General features: G+C 71.9%; 13 protein-coding genes. 10 read left to right on the top strand and 3 right to left on the bottom strand.

Annotation, left to right across the window (positions count from 1 at the left end; translation table 11 throughout):
• Positions 1-96: 96 nt before the first annotated feature.
• Together AB0F72_RS13880 and AB0F72_RS13875 are read right to left on the bottom strand one after the other, a co-directional pair.
• Positions 97-1,353: a PP2C family protein-serine/threonine phosphatase gene (locus tag AB0F72_RS13880; RefSeq protein ID WP_360430130.1), complete on the bottom strand. Its 1,257-nt coding sequence runs from the start codon at positions 1,351-1,353 to the stop codon at positions 97-99.
• 96 nt (positions 1,354-1,449) lie between these two features.
• Positions 1,450-1,956: a hypothetical protein gene (locus tag AB0F72_RS13875; protein WP_360430128.1), complete on the bottom strand. Its 507-nt coding sequence runs from the start codon at positions 1,954-1,956 to the stop codon at positions 1,450-1,452.
• 195 nt (positions 1,957-2,151) lie between these two features.
• On the opposite strand from AB0F72_RS13875, the gene AB0F72_RS13870 reads away from it, so the two are divergent.
• The 6 genes from AB0F72_RS13870 to AB0F72_RS13845 all read left to right on the top strand — a co-directional run bounded on the left by AB0F72_RS13870 (position 2,152) and on the right by AB0F72_RS13845 (position 9,598).
• Positions 2,152-3,633 carry an FGGY family carbohydrate kinase gene (locus tag AB0F72_RS13870; protein WP_360430126.1) on the top strand — a complete coding sequence of 494 codons (1,482 nt, stop codon included), beginning with the start codon at positions 2,152-2,154 and terminating at the stop codon, positions 3,631-3,633.
• A gap of 12 nt (positions 3,634-3,645) precedes the next feature.
• Positions 3,646-4,404 carry an IclR family transcriptional regulator gene (locus tag AB0F72_RS13865; RefSeq protein WP_360430124.1) on the top strand — a complete coding sequence of 253 codons (759 nt, stop codon included), beginning with the start codon at positions 3,646-3,648 and terminating at the stop codon, positions 4,402-4,404.
• Positions 4,405-4,513: 109 nt separating this feature from the next.
• Positions 4,514-5,458 carry a PDR/VanB family oxidoreductase gene (locus AB0F72_RS13860; RefSeq protein ID WP_360430122.1) on the top strand — a complete coding sequence of 315 codons (945 nt, stop codon included), beginning with the start codon at positions 4,514-4,516 and terminating at the stop codon, positions 5,456-5,458.
• A complete protein-coding gene (locus tag AB0F72_RS13855; protein ID WP_360430121.1) occupies positions 5,455-6,642 on the top strand; it encodes a cytochrome P450 in 1,188 nt (395 codons plus the stop codon). The genes AB0F72_RS13860 and AB0F72_RS13855 overlap by 4 nt, the downstream gene beginning before the upstream one ends.
• 7 nt (positions 6,643-6,649) lie before the next feature.
• The gene (locus tag AB0F72_RS13850; protein ID WP_360430119.1) at positions 6,650-7,549 is read left to right on the top strand and encodes a LysR family transcriptional regulator; all 900 of its coding nucleotides are present in this window, start codon (positions 6,650-6,652) and stop codon (positions 7,547-7,549) included.
• Between the two features lie 147 nt (positions 7,550-7,696).
• Positions 7,697-9,598, top strand: coding sequence for an adenylyl cyclase (locus AB0F72_RS13845; RefSeq protein WP_360430117.1), 1,902 nt, complete (start codon positions 7,697-7,699; stop codon positions 9,596-9,598).
• Between the two features lie 31 nt (positions 9,599-9,629).
• Here the strand turns inward: AB0F72_RS13845 and AB0F72_RS13840 are convergent, their stop codons facing one another.
• Entirely contained in the window at positions 9,630-10,640 is a 1,011-nt protein-coding gene (locus AB0F72_RS13840; RefSeq protein WP_360430115.1) for a LacI family DNA-binding transcriptional regulator, read from the bottom strand.
• Positions 10,641-10,911: 271 nt separating this feature from the next.
• Here AB0F72_RS13840 and AB0F72_RS13835 point away from each other — a divergent pair, with 271 nt between their 5' ends.
• The 4 genes from AB0F72_RS13835 (at position 10,912) to AB0F72_RS13820 (ending at position 16,675) form a co-directional block, all read left to right on the top strand.
• Positions 10,912-12,222, top strand: a complete 1,311-nt coding sequence (locus tag AB0F72_RS13835) for an extracellular solute-binding protein (RefSeq protein ID WP_360430112.1) — start codon at positions 10,912-10,914, stop codon at positions 12,220-12,222.
• A gap of 76 nt (positions 12,223-12,298) precedes the next feature.
• Positions 12,299-13,183, top strand: coding sequence for a sugar ABC transporter permease (locus AB0F72_RS13830; RefSeq protein ID WP_360430110.1), 885 nt, complete (start codon positions 12,299-12,301; stop codon positions 13,181-13,183).
• A 3-nt stretch (positions 13,184-13,186) separates the two neighbouring features.
• Complete coding sequence (locus AB0F72_RS13825) at positions 13,187-14,083, top strand: carbohydrate ABC transporter permease (protein WP_360430108.1); 897 nt, start codon at positions 13,187-13,189, stop codon at positions 14,081-14,083.
• A gap of 6 nt (positions 14,084-14,089) precedes the next feature.
• Positions 14,090-16,675 (top strand): glycoside hydrolase family 78 protein, encoded by a 2,586-nt coding sequence (locus AB0F72_RS13820; RefSeq protein ID WP_360430106.1) that lies wholly within the window; start codon positions 14,090-14,092, stop codon positions 16,673-16,675.
• Positions 16,676-16,695: the final 20 nt, after the last annotated feature.

Genomic DNA, 16,695 nt, shown 5'->3' with positions numbered 1-16,695 from the left:
GCGGAGCCGTAGCGTTCAGTGAGTCGGTGGCCCTCGATCATGCCGGCAACGGTTCCGGATCGGGGGCCGGACGACCCGGCCGTAGCCGCGGTGCGGTCAGCGGCCGTCCGTCGAGGCGGCGGCGGAGACGTCGGCGCCCGCGCTGCTGCGGCGTGGCCGGCCGTGGTGTCCGTGCCAGTCGATGATCATCAGGGTGGCGTCGTCCTCCAGCGTGGGGCCGGCCACGGCGAGCACGCCGTCGGCCAGCGCCCGCGCGGCCTCCCGGGGGTGCAGGGAGCCCAGCGATGGGAGCCGGGCCTTGAGGTCGAGGGCGGCGGCCCGGCGCTCGTTCATGCCGTCGGTGACGATCACCACGCGGTCGCCGGGATCGAGCGTGACCGCGCCGGCCCGGGACTTGCGGCCGGGGAACATGCCGAGTCCGGGGTTGCGGGGCAGCGTCACTTCGTGGAGATCGCCGTCGCGGACGAGGATCGGTTCGACGTGCCCGGCGTTGATCAGGTCGCATGTCCCGGTGTGCAGATCGAGGCGACCGAGGATCGCGGTGATGAAGCCGCCGCGGGCCGGGCTGTGCTCAGCGATCGCGGAGCTGGCCCGATCGGCCTGCTCGGTGAGACTGTGCCCGGCCCGGCGGGAGTTGCGCAGGCTCCCCACGCCGAGGGTGGCGATCAGCGCGCTGGTCACGCCGTGGCCCATCGCGTCGGTGACACTGAAGTGCAGGGTGTCCCGGGCGAGGCTGTAGTCGAAGGTGTCACCGCCGATGCTCGCCGACGGCTCGAGCCAGGCGGACAGCGTGAAGGAGCCACCCTCGCAGGTGAACGCGCTGGGAAGCAGCCGGCGCTGGATCTCGGCGGAGAGGTTGAACGTGGTGGTGCGCTGTCCCCATTCGAACAGATCGGTGTGGCGGCGGTTGGCGATCACCACGAACGCCAGCGCATGCGCGGTCCGAGCGATCTCGGCGAGCATCTGTGGCGCCGGCTCCACGGCCACGAAGATCTCCAGCAGCCCGATGACCTCGCCGCGCTCGGTGACCGGGGCCAGAACCATCCACCGCGCGTCCCCGCCGATCACCTGCACCGCCTGCGTGCGTAACGCCTCCTCCTGGGGGCCGCCGTCGAAGGGGATCACGGTCGCGACCTCGTCGCCGTCACGGCGGCCGTCGCCCACCGGGCCGAACGGCACATGCGCCAGCCGTACCAGGGCCCGGCCGCTCAGGTCGGCGATGAGGAAGGAGACGCTGCTGGCGTGCAGTGCTTCGCCGAGCTCGCGGGTGACGGCCTCGACGGCGTTGACCGGCGTGGCGTCCTCGGCAGCCGCCAGCATCCCTGACAACGCCACCTCGACCGACGGATCCATGGGGGCAGCATACGGACGTCCGGCTTCGGGACCGCCGGGGCGGAGCGACTCCGGCCAGGCGTGATCGAGCGGGCGGGAGCGCCACGCGTGGCAGTGTCACGCCAGTTTCACCGAGGCCTTGCCGAAACGCGCGGAGAGGGTGCTCACCGCGGCGGTCTGCTTCACGATCGTCCACCGGCCGTGGCGGCGCGGGCCGGTACAGGCAGCGCCTACTCTCGGCACCGTGCCGACGGTCGTGGCGGGGCCCAGACCGGCCAGCGAGAAGCCGACGAGCTGGTCCTTTACTCGTGGCTGATAGACGCGTACGGCGGCGACCGTGCCGGTGCGTCTGACGACCACCCGGCGTATGTCCCGGCGGCGTGTCCCGCCATTGGCGAGCCATTCACACGTCGCCGTGTACGTCCGGGTGGTGGAGATCGCGAACGTGATGCCCGGTGCCCGCTTGCGTACCGTCGCCCCGCTCCACCGGGAGGCACGCTGAAGGTCTGCCGCCGCGACGAAGCCGGTACCGGTCGCCGGATCGAAGGTGACCGATGGTCGGCCGGGGGCGGCGGCCGATCCCAGTGCTACGGCTACCGCCAGGGTCGTGGTGCCGAGTCCCATCGCACTCCTCGACTCGCCGCTGGTTCCGTCTACCGGTAGCCCTCCCAGGCTGCCGCACCGCAGGAGCCGCCCCGGGCCGCCCGTGGCGTAACTCATCCGTTCGGGTGGCGAGCGGATCAGGTACGGTACCGGCGCACGGGAGCTCGGCCGGGCTAAGGTCGCTGGATATCCGCGACGGCGACGACGAGGACCGCGATGACCCCGACCGACAAGGACGTTGCCCTCGAGGCGGCGCTGGACCCGCTGGTCCTCGCGCTGGACATCGGCTCCACCGCCACCCGTGGCGGTGTGCACGACGCCGCGGGGCGGCGAGTCCACGGCCTGCAGCACAAGGTTCCGCACGCCTTCACCGTCGCGCCCGACGGCACCTCGGTCATCGATCCGGAGCAGGTCACCGCCGAGGTCACGCTCGTCATCGACGCGGTGACCGCCGACCCGCGACTCGGTGACCGGATCGCCGGCGTCGCGATGGACACGTTCGCCGCCTCGCTGATCGCTGTCGACGCCGCCGGGCGCGCGCTCACGCCGTGCCTGACCTACGCGGACTCGCGGAGCGCGGGGGCGGTCGCGGCGCTGCGGCAGGAACTCGACGAGCACGCGGCGCAGCAGCGCACCGGGACCCGGATCCACACCAGCTACCACGCCCCGCGTCTGCGCTGGCTCACGGCCACCCAGCCGCGCGTCGTCGCGCAGGCCGCGCGCTGGTGGTCGCTGGGCGAGTACGTCTGGGCCCGGCTGATCGGGCAGCCGCTGGCCGGGACGTCCACGGTGGCGTGGACCGGCCTGCTCGACCGGCGCACCGGCGAACTCGACGCCGGGCTGCTCGCCGCCGCGGGCGCCGGCCCGGAGCAGTTCTCCGCGCCGCGGGACATGACACAGCCGGTCCCCGCGGCGGCTCCGGCGCGCTGGCCGGCGCTGGCCCGGGCCGCGTGGTTCCCGGTGATCACCGACGGCTTCGCCAGCAACATCGGGTCCGGGGCGATCGACGCCACGGTGCTCACCGCGGCGACGGCCACCAGCGGCGCGCTGCGGGTGCTGCTCGACGGCCCGGCCGATCCGCTGCCGTTCGGCTTGTGGAACTACCGGGTCGACGCGCGCCGCACGCTGCTCGGCGGCGCGATCAACGACGTCGGCCGGGCCGTCAGCTGGGCGCAGAGCACGTTACGCCTGAGCCCGGCCCTCCCCGCCGTCCTCACCGCGCCACCGAGTGACGCCACGCCGCTCGTGCTGCCGTACCTCACCGGTGAACGCGCGCCGGGCTGGGCCGGCGGGGCCCGCGCCGTGTTCGGCGGGGTGTCGGCGGCCACCGACGCTGACGCCCTGTTCCGCGGGATCGTCGAGGGGGTGGCGATGACCTACGCGCGGGTCGCCGGTGAGCTGCACCCGGCCGCACCGCAGGTCGTGGAGGTCGCGGCGGCCGGCCGGGTCAGCAACGACCAGCCGGAGTGGCTGCAGGTCCTCGCGGACGTGCTCGGGCGGCCCGTCACGCACGTGACCCGGCGGCGCGCCACCCAGCGGGGAACCGCGCTGCTCGCGCTCGACGTGCTGGCGCCGGACGTCCCGCGCGCGCCCCGGGCCACCGGGGCGACCTACGAGCCGCGGCCGGCGCACGCCGAGCACTACGCGGAACGACGCGCGCGGTTCGCCCAGGTGTACGACAAGCTCCTGCGGGACTGAGAACGGAACGCCGTGCACCCTGACGACCGGCCCCGCGGCGAGCCGGTGCTCGCTCGCGCTGCCCGGATCCTGCAGTCCTTCACGCCGGACGAGCCCGAGTTGTCGGTCTCGGAGATCGGCCGCCGGGCCCGGCTCCATGTCGCTACCGCGTCCCGGCTGATCGCCGCGCTCATCGACGAAGGGCTCCTGACGCGCACCGCGGCGGGAAAGGTCCGCATCGGCATGCGGCTGTGGGAGCTGGCCCAGCGGGCCTCGCCGACGCTGGGTCTGCGCGAGGCGGCCATGCCGTTCCTGGAGGACCTGCACGCGGTCATCGGCCACCACGTGCAGCTCGGTGTGCTCGATGCCGGTGAGGTGCTGTTCGTCGAGCGGCTGTCGGCTCGCGACGCGGTGGTCAACGTGACCCGGATCGCCGGCCGGCTGCCGCTGCACGCCTCCTCCGCGGGCCTGGTCCTGCTCGCCTGGGCGCCACGGGACCTGCAGGAACAGGTCCTCGCCGGGCCGCTTCCCCGCTTCACGCCGGCGACGATCACCACGCCCGCGCGGCTGCGCGGGGTGCTGGACGGGATTCGCCGGCAGGGGCACGTCGTCGCGGAGGGCCAGATTCACGCCGACGCCACCGGAGTCGCCGTTCCGGTGCGCGACGGCGCCGATCCGGCGAGCCCGGTGGTGGCCGGGTTGTCGGTGATCGTGCCGAACGACGGCCGGGCACTGTCGCTGGTGCCGGCGTTGCAGGCCGCTGCCCGGGGCATCACGCGACGGCTCCGGTGAACTCGTCTCTCATTCAGCCGGTGAACTCGTCTCTCGTTCAGTGAGAAGGCCACTGGTACCGCTGTGACGGCCGTCGCATCCTGGCGGCCTCATGTCACAGGAGGTTCACGTGGCGGAAACACGAACCCTGCGGGTGGCCGGCAAGGAGCCGGTCGCCGACGGCGTGATCGCGCTGACCCTGACCGACCCGGGCGGTGCCCGGCTGCCGGACTGGACGCCCGGCGCCCACATCGACCTGGTTCTGCCGGGCGGGCTGGTGCGCCAGTACTCGCTGTGCGGCGATCGGTGGGACCCGTACACGTACCGGATCGCGGTGTTGCGGGAAACGGGCGGGCGCGGCGGATCCGCGTACCTCCATGATGTTCTCGATGTCGGCGAGGCCGTCGGCCTCGGCGGGCCGCGCAACAACTTCCCCCTCGTTCCCGCCGCGCGTTACCTGTTCATCGCCGGCGGCATCGGGATCACCCCGCTGCTACCGATGATCGCGCAGGCCGACCTGCTCGGCGCGGACTGGCAGCTTCTCTACGGCGGCCGGCGCGAGGCGAGCCTCGCTTTCGGCCGCCACCTCGGTGGGTACGGCGATCGCGTCCACCTGCGCCCCGAGGATCGGTACGGGCTGCTCGACCTGCCCGGATTCCTCGGCGCCTGGGAGCCCGGCACCCGTGTCTACTGCTGCGGCCCGGCCCCGCTGCTGGCCGCCGTCGAGCGGGCCTGCGCCGGGCTGCCGCCGCACACCCTGCGCACCGAGCGGTTCGCCGCGACCACGCTGACCGGCCCGGCCCGGAGCACCCCGTTCGAGATCGAGCTGGCCCGGTCCAAGGCGGTGCTGACCGTGCCGACCGACTCGTCGGTCCTCGACGTGCTCACCGCCGCCGGCGCCGACGTGCTCTCCTCCTGCCGCCAGGGCGTCTGCGGCACCTGCGAGATCACCGTGCTCGCGGGGGAGCCGGACCACCGCGACAGCGTCCTCGACGACACCGAACGCGCCGCCGGCACCCGCATGTTCGCGTGTGTCTCCCGGTCCCGTTCCGACCGGCTGGTGGTGGACCTGTGAAACCGCCCGCTTCGCACGCCGACCCGTTCGACCACGACAACCTCGAAGACCCCGGCCCGCTGCACGAGAGGCTGCGCGAGGCGGGCCCGGTCGTGCGTCTGAGCCGCTACGACACCTATGCGCTGGCTCGCTACGAACACGTGCACGCGGCGCTCACCGACTGGCAGCGCTTCCAGTCCGCGGCCGGTGTCGGGCTGAGCAACTTCCGGTACGAGAAGCCGTGGCGGCCGCCGAGCCTGCTGCTGGAAGCCGACCCGCCACACCACGACGCCCCACGCCGTGTCCTGTCGGCCATCGTCGGCCCGCGGGCACTGCACCGGCTCCGCGACCGGTGGGCGGCGGCCGCGGCCGACCTCGCCGACCGGGTCCTCAGCTGCGGTGACGTCATCGACGCGGTGCCGGCGCTGGCCGAGGCGTTCCCGCTGCGGGTCTTCCCGGACGCCGTCGGCATTCCCGAGGCCGGGCGGGAGAACCTGCTGCCCTACGGCGACCACCTGTTCAACGCCTTCGGTCCGCCCAACGACCTCGTCGCCGCGGGCGCCGGACGCATCGCCGGCCTGTCGGCCTGGGTGAACGCGCAGTGCGCCCGCGACGTGCTCACCTCGGACGGCTTCGGCGCCGCCATCTGGGCGGCCGCCGACCGCGGCGACCTGACCCCCGAGCAGGCGCCGCTGGTGGTCCGATCCCTGCTGTCGGCCGGCGTCGACACCACCGTGCACGGGCTGTCCGCCGTGCTCTACGCCTTCGCCACCCACCCGGACCAGTGGGAACGCCTGCGCGCACAGCCGGCGCTGGCCCGGGTCGCGTTCGACGAGGCGGTGCGGTGGGAGTCGCCGGTGCAGACGTTCTTCCGCACCGCCACCACCGACGTCACGGTGGGGGAGACGGTCATCCCGGACGGCGCGAAGATCCTGATGTTCCTCGGCGCCGCCAACCGCGACCCCCGCCGCTGGGCGAACCCGGACCGCTTCGACCTGTCCCGGGACCCGTCCGGCCACGTCGGCTTCGGCATGGGCATCCATCAGTGCGTCGGCCAGCACATCGCCCGCCTGGAAGCCGAGTCGGTGCTCACCGCGCTCGCCCGGCGGGTGTCGCGGATCGAGCTCGCCGGGCCGGTGCGCCGCCATCACAACAACACCCTGCGCGCCTGGCGCAGCATCCCCGTCCGACTGCACCGGAAGTAAGGCTGCGATGGCCCGCCACGTCGACCTCAACATGTTGACCGCGCTGGACGCGCTGCTCACCGAGTGCAGTGTCACCCGGGCCGCCGAGCGGCTGCGGATCAGCCAGCCCGCGATGAGCTCGGCCCTGGCCCGGCTGCGCCGGCACTTCGGCGACGACCTGCTCACCCGGGCCGGGCACAGCTACCAGCTCACCCCGCTGGCGGCGCGGCTCGCCGCGCCGACCGCGAACGTGGTGGCGGCCGCCGATCAGGTCCTGAGCGCTCAGCCGGACTTCGACCCGGCGCTGTCCCGGCGCACCTTCACCGTGATCATGTCTGACTACGCTCTCACCGTGCTCGGCGCGGCCGTGGCGGCCCTGATCGACGAGCGGGCGCCGCACGTGCGGCTGCACGTCCAGCCCACCACCCGGCACAACGTGGACCAGGCCGCCGACGAGCTGCGGGACGTCGACCTGCTGGTGCTGCCGCACGGCATCCTCACCGGGCTGCCGCACCGCAATCTGTATCAGGACGAGTGGGCGTGCCTGGTCGACGCCGCCGCCGACGCCACGCTGACCGGCGAGGACCTGGCCCGCCGGTCGTGGGTGCTGACCTACCACGACGGCACGGCGATCACCACCGCCGCCCGGGAGCTGCGCACCCACGGCATCGATCTCGACGCGCGGCTGGTGGTCGACAGCTACACCGTGTTGCCCGCCCTGATCGCCGGCACGAACCGGGTCGCCCTCGTGCAACGCCAGCTCGGTGCGGCGATGGAGGCCGCCGGCCGGGTACGGATGGTGGACTGCCCGTTCCCGACCGCGCCGATCGTCGAGGCGATGTGGTGGCATCCGGGACACGAGAACGATCCGGCGCATCAATGGCTGCGCCGCTGCTTCATCGACGCCGCCATCCAGATCCAGCAGTAACGGCTGTCTATTAACACGACGGATACACCGCATAAACAATTTCGTCTTCTCCGATGTGCCGGCGCTCAGGCACGGTGACGGCACCCCGCGCGTCATCCCCTCCGCGACCACCACGCGGGCACGACGCGCCGACCCGAGGAGACATCCGTGCCACCACGCAGACGAAGCAGTGCGGCAACGTCGATCCTTGCCGTCCTCACGACCGCGGGCGCCCTCGCCCTCACCGGCCCGGCGCTGCCGGCCGGCGCCGCGGCCACTCCCGACTTCGGTCCGGATGTGAAGATCTTCGACCCGAGCACGCCGGTCGCTCAGATCAACGCGTACCTGCAGGGCATCTCGGCGGAGGCGGAGTTCAGCACCAACCGGCATGCGGTCTACTTCAAGCCGGGCGTCTACGGCAGCGCCGCCGGCCGGAACGACCCGGCGACAGCCACCGGCATCGTCAACAGCGAGGTCGGGTACTACACCTCGATCGCCGGTCTCGGCGCCTCGCCCACCAGCGTCACCATCAACGGCGCCCTGCACGCCGAGCCGCGACAGAACGCCGACGGCTCCGCCGACGGCCTGACCAACTTCTACCGATCGCTGGCCAACCTCTCCATCGACCCCATCCAGCGGCCGGTCGGCGCGGACGCGCAGCGGGCCAGACCGGAAGGCGTCGCGCCGGCGCACACCATGCGCTGGGCCACCTCCCAGGCCTCCTCGCTGCGCCGGGTCGACATCCGGGGCAACCTCGATCTCAACGGCGCGTACGGCGCCACCCTGTTCGGCACCACCATGGCCGACAGCCGGATCAGCGGCACCGTCACCAGCGGCGGTGACGCCGGACCCGGCCAGGCGCAGTACTACGTGCGCGACAGCCAGATCGGCGGCTGGCGCGGCGGCTCCGCCAACCTGGTCTTCTCCGGGGTCAAAGGCGCACCGGCCGGCGACTTCACCGGCCGCGGCATCACCACCCTGCCGGCCACCCCGACGTCGCGGCCCGCCCCGTTCCTCACCGTGAACGGCGACTCCTACGCGGTCTTCGTGCCGAAGGCGCGCACCAACGCCTCCGGCGTGAACTGGGCGACCGGCAGCGCCGCCGGCACCAGCATCCCGATCTCCCGGTTCCACATCGCCAAGCCCGGCACCGACACCGCCGCGACGATCAACAGGGCCCTCGCGGCCGGCAAGCACCTGATCCTCACCCCCGGCATCTACCGCCTCGACGGCCCAATCACGGTGACCCGAGCCGACACCGTCGTCATGGGCATGGGGTACGCGACACTGGCGCCCACCGGCGGGCAGGCCGCGATCGACGTGGGCGACGTCAAGGGAGTCGTCATCTCCAGCCTGCTCGTCGACGCGAGCCCCGGCACCGATGTGCTGGTCAAGGTCGGCACCGGCCGGGCGAACAACATCGGTGACGCGACGAACCCGACGACGCTCAGCGACCTGTTCGTCCGGATCGGCGGCGCCCAGCCCGGGTCCAGCAGGATCTCGGTGCAGGTCAACCAGAGCAGGGTCATCCTCGACGACAACTGGCTGTGGCGTGCCGACCACGGCAGCGGCGTGGGCTGGACCAGCAACACCAGCGACACCGGGCTCGTCGTCAACGGCACGGACGTCACCGCTCTCGGCCTCTTCGTCGAGCACCACCAGAAGAATCAGGTCGTCTGGAACGGCGAGCGCGGCCGGACGATCTTCTACCAGAGCGAGTTCCCGTACGACCCGCCGAACCAGGCCGCCTGGCGGGACGGAACCAAGGAGGGTTACGCCTCCTACCGGGTCGCGCCCGGCGTGACGACCCACGCGGCCACCGGCACGGCGATCTACACGCTGTTCCTGGACTCCACGTTCGCCGGCGCGCCGGTGCACGCGTGGACCGCCGTCGAGGCGCCCCGGCGCGCCGGCGTCCGGTTCACGTCGATGACGACCGCGGTCATCGCGTTCGGCGGCGGCATCCGCGCCATCGTCGGCAGCACCGGCGCCGCCGTCGACTCCACCCAGCCCAACCAGGTAGTTCCCGGCTTCACCGCATCGGCGCGGCTGGCGTCCCACCCCGGCTGATCACCGGAGCGGGCCAGGACCCCGGCTGCCGTCAGGTGGCCGGGGCCGGCCCACTGGACTGCCGGACCACGAGTTCCGGCTGGAAGACCACCTGCCGATGCCGGTGCTGTCCCGGCGTGTCGATCTCCTCGAACAACAGCTCGGCGGCGGCCCGGCCCAGCTCGGCCCGGGGCTGGCGGACCGATGTCAGCGGCACGGCGGCCGCGGCGGCGTAGTCGATGTCGTCGTAGCCGACGATCGCCAGGTCGGCCGGCACCCGCAGACCGTGGCGGCTGACCGTTTGCAGCAGCCCCAGCGCGAGCAGGTCGTTGGCGCAGAACACCGCGTCCGGCCGGTCCACGGCGGGCCGGCCGGCCAGCGCGGCTCCGGCACGGCGGCCGGCCACGACACTCATCGCCTCGGTCTCGATGACCTCGAGCGTCGCGCCGGCGGCGCCGCAGACCTCGCGCGCTCCGGCCAGCCGGGCGGTGACCTGGGGAACCGACAGCGGTCCACCAAGGTAGGCCAGGCGGCGATGACCGGTGGCGACGAGATGCTCAGCGGCGAGACGGCCACCGGCGTGGTCGTCCACCGACACACAGCACAGGTCGCGCCGCGCGGAACCGCGGTCGACCAGGGTCACCGGTGTGCCGCGGCCGGCCAGGCCGGTGACGGCCGGTCCGGCCTCCTGCACCGGGCTGGCGAGAACCCCCTGCACCCGCTGACTCTCCAGCCGGTCGACGTAGCGGGCCTCCCGTTCGCCGGACTCGCCGCTGCTGTACAGCATGACCACGACGTCACGCTGATCGGCGACCTGTTCGGCGCCCCGTGTCACATCGGCGAAGAACGGATTGGTGACGTCCGGGACGATCAGGCCAATGGCGCGGCGGCGGCCGGCGGCCAGCGACCGGGCCGCCTCGTTCGGCACGTAGCCGAGCTGCGTGATGGCGGCGTGCACGCGCTGCCGGGTCGCGGGGGCCACGGCGTGCGGCCGGTTCAGCACGTTGCTGACGGTGCCGACGGAGACGCCGGCGCGGGCGGCGACGTCAGCGATCCTGATCATGCGCAGAGCTTAGGTCAGACGCTTCAATTCCGAACCGGCCGAGGCGGCTCCCGCAGCGCGGAAGGCCCGTGCACTCCCAGCGTCGGAGCCGCCGTGTTTCCGGCGTGTTGAATCGCGATAACCGCTGGTAAAGCTCGTGAACTGCGGATATCCAAGCGATCAATAGACGGTATCAGCAACCGCGTATTGACCCCGTGTCGTTGCCCACAGAGTCTTTAGACGCTTCAACGAAGACCCTCACCGAAACATCCGCGGTCGTCAAGGAGGACCTGTGGCACCCATATCTCCGCGCACCCACCGACCCGCCCGCGTGGCGGCGGCGATCAGCGCTCTGGCGCTCGTGGTCTCCACCGCTGCCTGCGGCGGGGGAGACGACACCGCCTCCGGCGGATCCTCGGCCAAGAACTTCTCGTTCCTGTCGATCAACGAGAACACCACCATCCCGGCCACTCTCACCACGCTGAGCCAGAAGGAGTGCGCCACCCAGAACGCCGCGCAGCCGCTGGAGATCAAGAAGCAGGCGCAGGCCAGCCTCGACCAGCAGCTCCAGCTTCTGGCCGGCCAGGGCGCGCTGCCGCAGACGTTCATCGCCGCGAACGCGCCGTCGCTGACCAGCCAGCTCGCCGACAGCGGCTCGGTGCTCGACACCGCCGCGATCTCCCAAGGCGTGCTGCCCGCCGCCTCGTCGACGATCACGAGCCTGTACGACGGCAAACAGCTCGTGCTGCCGACCGAGCTGAACATCGAGGGCATCTGGTACAACAAGAAGCTGCTCGCCGACAACGGCATCACCACGCCGCCCGCCACCTGGGACGACCTGGTCGCCGCGTTCGCGAAGCTGCACGCCGCCGGCGTGCAGCCGATCTCGCAGGCCGGCAAGGGCGGCGACGGCTGGGGCGTCACCCGCTGGGTCGGCAACTACATCTTGCGCCAGCAGGGCCCGGACGCGCTCAAGAAGGTCGCCGACGGATCGGCCCAGCTCACCGACCCGCAGTACGTCGCGGCCGCCGACGCGATCGCCGCGCTCGGCAAGGCCGGCTACTTCGGCAAGTCGCCCACCTCGATCGACTACGCGACAGCGCTCAACACGTTCCTCACCGGCAAGGCCGCCTTCATCTACATGGGCTCCTGGGCGCTGTCGGACTTCAACGACGAGAGCAAGAACAAGATCGGCGCCGACAACGTCGGCTTCCTGAAGTTCCCGACCGTGACCGGCGGCACGGGCACCGCCGACCAGATGCCGGCCAACGTCGGAACCGCCCTCGCGATCTCGAAGAAGGCGTACGAGAACGACGAGAACACCCGGGCCTGGGTCACGTGCATCGTCGACAACTACGGCACGGTGGCGCTGCGCGACTCCAGCCAGATCACCGGCTTCGCCACCGACGGCAGCGTCGAGGTGCCGGCGCTGACCAAGCAGATCCAGACCGAGATCGCGGGCGTGCGGACCAGCGTCCTGTGGTTCGAGGCCTACTTCTCCGCCAAGGCCACCACCGTCAGCCAGGGCAACGGCGGCCTGCTCGCCGGCGGCCAGCTGACCGGCGAGAAGTTCATGCAGACGGTCACCGCCAACCTGGGCTGACCCCGGAGGACGGAGCGCCGGCGGGCTGGCTGGGGTGTCGTGCCGCCGGCGCTCTCCTAGAGAGGCAACAACGAGAATGCACAGCGTGCTCGGCGACCGGAAGTCGGTCGCCCTCCTGCTCGGACCGGCCCTGCTGGTCTATTCCCTGGTCATGCTGGTGCCGATGCTGTGGTCGCTGGGCTACACCTTCTTCACCGGCAGCGTCATCTCCGGCTTCACCTGGGCCGGTGGCGCCAACTTCAGCAAGCTGCTCGACGACCCGGCCCTGCCGCAGGCGCTGTGGTTCACCGTCAAGTACGCCGTGGTCATCACCGTCGGTCAGGTTCTCGTCGGCTACCTGCTGGCCCTGCTCTACGTCTTCTTCCTGCGCCGGGCCGGCTCGATCATCCGGACCCTGGTGTTCTTCCCGGTCATCCTGCCCACCGTCGCGGTAGCGCTGCTGTTCCAGAAGTTCTTCGAGTACGCGCCGCAGACCGGCCCGGTCAACGCCGCGATCGAGGCGTTCGGCGGCACCGGCGTCGACTTCTTCAGCACCCCCGGTCACGCGTTCCTGGTGGTCGCGCTGATGGACATCTGGCGCTCGATGGGCTTCTACGCGGTCCTGCTCTACGCCGGCCTGCTCGACATCCCCGACGAGATGATGGAGGCCGCGGCGATGGACGGCGCCGGCACCTGGCGGCTGATCCGCAGCATCGTCGTGCCCCTCTCGCTCCCGGTCCTGGTGAGCTCGCTGGTGTTCAGCATCAACGGCACGCTCAAGGCGTTCGACTCGATCTACGCCCTGACCGGCGGCGGCCCCGGCAGCGCCACCAGCCCGCTGACGCTGTACATGTACCAGACCTCGTTCGCCTACGGCGACTACGGATACGGCTCGACCATCGCGCTCACCCTGACCGTGCTGTGCCTGCTGGTCACCGTCGTCATCTTCCGCGCGACGCGCCGCGACGTGGGACAGGGATAAGCCATGACACTGACCACCACCCGCCCGGCCCGCGCCGCAACCGGCGTGCCGGCGCCACGGAACACCCGCGACTGGCGCCGGGCCGCGCGCCGGCTGCCCGGCTACGCCTGCGTGGCGCTGTTGTTGATCGTCGTGGTGTACCCGCTGATCTGGCTGTTCCTGGGCTCCTTCAAGACACAGGACGAGTTCCTCAACGGCTCGACCACCGCCCTGCCGGAAAGCTTCACGAACTTCGGCAACTACACCCAGGCGTGGTCGTCGGTGGCGACCTACCTGCAGAACTCGCTGCTCACCGTGGTGCCCGCCCTGGTCATGATCATTGTGTTCGGCACGGCGGCCGGGTTCGCGCTCGAGGTGCTGGTCTGGCGGGGTCGGCAGACCACCCTGCTGCTGTTCCTGGCCGGCATCATGATCCCCGGGCAGATGATCCTGCTGCCGCTGTTCACCGTCTACTTCGACCTGCACCTGACCGGCACCCTGTGGCCGCTGATCATCACGTACACGGCCACCGGCCTGCCGCTGACGGTCTTCATGATGGCCACCTACTTCCGGGCCATCCCCAAGTCGGTCTTCGAAGCCGCCACCATGGACGGCGCGAGCATCATCCGCTCGTTCGTCTCGATCGGCTTCCCGATGATGCGCAACTCGGTGCTGACGATCGCCCTCGTGCAGTTCTTCTTCCTCTGGAACGACCTGCTCATCGCGCTGACCTTCACCACCGACGACGCGCAGCGCACCGTTCAGGTGGGCCTGCTCAACTTCACCGGCCAGTTCGGCGTCGTCGAGTACGGCCCCACCTTCGCCGCGATCTGCATCAACGTGCTGTTGATCCTGGCCATCTACGTCTTCCTCAACCAGCGAGTCATGCGCGGCCTGGCGGCCGGCGCGGTGAAGGGCTGAGCCGCGATGTCTGCCATGAACGGCACGGGTACGCGCGTGGGCGCGCCCCGCATCGAGCACCACAACCATCCTCTCGGCGTCGGTGACCGTACTCCCCGCCTGTCCTGGCAGGTGCGGACCGTCCGGCCCGGCTGGCGTCAGGCCGGCTACGAGATCCAGATCAACGGTCACGCCACCGGACGGATCGACTCCGGCGACAGCGTCCTGGTGCCGTGGCCGGGCCCGGCCCTGACCTCCCGCGAGCGGGCCGAGGTCCGGGTGCGGGTCTGGGCCGCCGGGGAGACCGAGCCGACCCCGTGGAGCGAGCCGACCACCGTCGAGGCCGGCCTGCTGGAACCCGGCGACTGGAAGGCGGCCTTCGTCGGCTCCACCGACGCGAGCGCCGGCGACCGGCGGCCGATCCTGCTGCGGCGCGACTTCGCGGTACGCCCCGGGCTGGCCGGGGCCAGGGTGTACGCGACCGCATGCGGCCTCTACGAGCTGGAGCTCAACGGCGCCCGGGTCGGCGACGACGTGCTCAGCCCCGGCTGGACCAGCTACCACCACCGGTTGTCCTACCAGACCTATGACGTCACCGGGCTGCTGCGCGCCGGGGCCAACACGATCGGCGGCTGGCTCGCCGACGGCTGGTGGCGCGGCGAGTACGGCTGGAACCGGGTGGGGGAGCGGTACGGCGCCGACACCGCGCTGCTGGCACAGCTCGAACTGCGCTACACCGACGGCAGCGTCGAGCAGGTCGTCACCGACGGCACCTGGACCTGGGCGTACGGGCCGATCACCGCGTCCAGCATCTACGACGGGGAACACCACGACGCCCGCATCGAACCGGGCGGCTGGACCCCCGTACAGGAAAAGAAACCCACAGTGGGGGAGCTGACCGCCGCCGCCGGACCACCGGTGCGCCGCACCGAGACACTGGCGCCGGCCACGGTGACCCGCCTCGACGACGGCACCCACCTGATCGACTTCGGTCAGAACCTCGCCGGTCGGCTGCGGATCACCGTCACCGGCCCGGCCGGTACGAGGATCGGCCTCCGGCACGCTGAAGTGCTCGAGAACGGCCGCCTGTGCACCCGGCCGATCCGCACCGCCGTCGCGCACGACAGCTACGTGCTCGCCGGCACCGGCGCCGAGACGTGGGAGCCGCGGTTCACCTACCACGGCTTCCGCTACGCCGAGATCACCGGCTGGCCCGGCGAGCTCGACCCGGCCGGCGTCGTCGCGGTGGTCTGTCACGACGACATGGCCGAAACCGGCGTCTTCGCCTGTTCCGACCCGCTGATCGAACGGCTGCACGACAACGTGCGGTGGAGCATGCGCGGCAACTTCGTCTCCGTGCCGACCGACTGCCCGCAACGCGACGAACGTCTCGGCTGGACCGGCGACCTGCAGGTCTTCGCCCCCACCGCCGCGTTCCTCTACGACGCGACCGGGAGCATCGCCGACTGGCTCACCGACGTCATCGCCGAGACCGGCGACGACGGCCTCGTCCCGCTCTACGTGCCGCACATCGCCACCGACTTCACCCAGTTCCACTGCGCCGTCTGGGGTGACGTGACAACGGTGGTCCCGCTGGTGCTGTTCGACCGGGCCGCGGACCCGGGGCCGGTGCTGCGCGGCTACGACACCGCCCGCGCGTGGGTCGAGGGCTGCCGCCGGCTGCTCGACGACCGCGACGTCATCGCCGCCGGGCTCCAGCTCGGTGACTGGCTGGATCCGGCCGCCCCGCCGGACCGCCCGCAGCAGGCGCGCACCGATCCGTACCTCGTCGCCACCGCCTACCTCGCGCACTCCGCCCGGCTGCTCGCCCGGCAGGCCCAGCTGATCGGCAAGACCGACGACGCGGCTTCCTACGCCGGGCTCGCCGATCGGGTCACCGCGGGCTTCCGCCGCGAGTTCGTCACCGCCAGCGGCCGCTGCGTCTCGGACACCCAGACCGCGTACGCCCTGGCGCTCTGCTTCGACCTGCTCTCCGCGGGGCAGCGGGTGCACGCCGGAGAGCGGCTCGCCGAGCTGGTCCGCGAGGGCGAGTTCCGCATCGGCACCGGGTTCGCCGGCACGCCGCTGATCCTGGACGCGCTCGCCGTCAGCGGTCACCTGGAGGAGGCGTACCGGCTGCTGCTGGAGAAGGGCTGCCCGTCCTGGCTCTACCCGGTCACCATGGGCGCCACCACGATCTGGGAACGCTGGGACTCGATGTTGCCGGACGGATCGATCAATCCCGGCAACATGACCTCGTTCAACCACTACGCCCTCGGTGCGGTCGCCGACTGGCTGCACCGCACGGTCGCCGGCCTGGCACCGGCCGCCCCCGGCTACCGGACGCTGCGGGTGCGGCCCCGGCCGGGCGGCGGACTGGACTGGGCCGCGGCCCGGCATCGCACCCCGTACGGCGAAGCCTCGGTGCGGTGGCGACGCGACGGCGCGACGCTGCACGTGGACGTGATCGTGCCGCCGAACTGCGACGCCGTGGTGGAACTGCCCGGCCGGCCGCCGGTCAGCGTGGGCAGCGGGACCCACGCGTTCTCCTGCGCCCACCGGCCGGCCGCGGAGGATCCGATCGCCCCGCTTCCCGCCCGCCACTACTTCTGAGCCGGCCGGCGGCTCCCGTA

The sequence above is a fragment of the Actinoplanes sp. NPDC023936 genome, from assembly GCF_040639325.1.
GTDB lineage: Bacteria > Actinomycetota > Actinomycetes > Mycobacteriales > Micromonosporaceae > Actinoplanes.
This window is presented reverse-complemented; position numbering and strand designations above follow the sequence as displayed.